Origin of the sequence: Pseudomonas sp. Sample_24, assembly GCF_004307605.1 — a bacterium.
In the GTDB taxonomy this organism is placed as follows: domain Bacteria; phylum Pseudomonadota; class Gammaproteobacteria; order Pseudomonadales; family Pseudomonadaceae; genus Aquipseudomonas.
The window spans coordinates 1-1,482 of record NZ_RCNW01000497.1 but is presented as its reverse complement, the minus strand read 5'-3'; the positions used below and the strand labels follow the sequence as shown (position 1 = coordinate 1,482).

Genomic DNA, 1,482 nt, shown 5'->3' with positions numbered 1-1,482 from the left:
TTGTTTACCAAGGAGTTTTCCGTTTCGACTGCGCCGGAAGTGGGGCGAATTATAGGCTTCTAAAATTCGCCGTCAACCCCTTATTTCAAGTTTATTCGGATTTGAGCGTAATACGCGCAAATGCCTTTTTACCTGCCTGGCAAACATGGGTCGCGCCCAGTGCATATATAAAGGTGCGATCCACGACCTCACCATCTACACGCACACCACCAGACCCAAGTAGATCTCGCGCCACGGCCGAGTTCTTGACCAGGCCAGCCTTATTAAGGACAGCTGCGATCGGCATGTCCTCTGCGGCAGTCAATTCGATCTCAGGCAGATCATCCGGCAGCTCGCCATCCTTCATGCGATTCCCGGCTCCGCGGTGAGCATTGGCGGCGGCCTCTTCACCGTGAAAACGAGCAACAATCTCTTCAGCCAGCTTGATCTTGATGTCACGCGGATTAGCGCCCGCCTCGACATCAGCACGCAATGCATTGATCTCATCCATGGAACGGAAGCTCAGCAGCTCGAAATAACGCCACATCAGCGCATCCGGAATGGAAACCAGCTTGCCGTACATGACTCCCGGCGCTTCCTGGATACCGACATAGTTGCCCAAAGACTTGGACATCTTCTTCACGCCATCCAGGCCTTCGAGCAACGGCATGGTCAAAATGCATTGAGCCTCCTGACCATACCCACGCTGTAGCTCTCGCCCCATCAGCAGGTTGAATTTCTGATCAGTACCACCCAACTCGACATCCGCACGCAAGGCGACCGAGTCGTAACCCTGAACCAGCGGATACAGGAACTCGTGAATAGCGATTGGCTGATTGGTCGTGTAGCGCTTGTCGAAGTCATCGCGCTCGAGCATGCGAGCCACGGTGTACTGGGAAGTCAGGCGAATGAAATCGGCCGGCCCCATCTGGTCCATCCAGGTGGAGTTGAAGGCCACTTCAGTCTTGGCAGGATCGAGAATCTTGAATACCTGAGTCTTGTAGGTCTCAGCGTTCTCCAGAACCTGCTCACGAGTCAGCGGAGGACGCGTTGCACTCTTGCCGCTCGGATCGCCAATCATCCCGGTGAAGTCACCGATCAGGAAGATCACTTGATGCCCCAGCTCCTGGAACTGGCGCAGCTTATTAATAAGCACGGTGTGACCCAGGTGCAAATCCGGCGCGGTCGGATCGAAGCCTGCCTTAATACGAAGCGGCTGGCCGCGCTTGAGCTTTTCCACCAGCTCGGACTCGACCAACAGTTCTTCTGCACCACGTTTGATCAGCGCTAGCTGCTCTTCAACCGACTTCATAACCAACCTGCAAGGCTCAGATTCAAAGGGAACCAACCATACAAGAACGTGCGTCAAATACAAGGTTTGCCCGGCGCACGGACGCCAATCCACAGACAGCGATATCCGTGGACTTGCTTCAGAGATGATTTGGTTATATTTTATACAGTTATTTCATCTTCATCATGTCATTCATCTTTTCCAATTCATCT

1 protein-coding gene is annotated in these 1,482 nt (G+C 53.4%); it reads right to left on the bottom strand.

Annotation, left to right across the window (positions count from 1 at the left end):
- Window positions 1–91: 91 nt before the first annotated feature.
- On the bottom strand, window positions 92–1,291 hold the full coding sequence (tyrS, locus tag D8V06_RS29050; protein WP_130907140.1) for a tyrosine--tRNA ligase: 1,200 nt from the start codon (window positions 1,289–1,291) through the stop codon (window positions 92–94).
- Window positions 1,292–1,482: the final 191 nt, after the last annotated feature.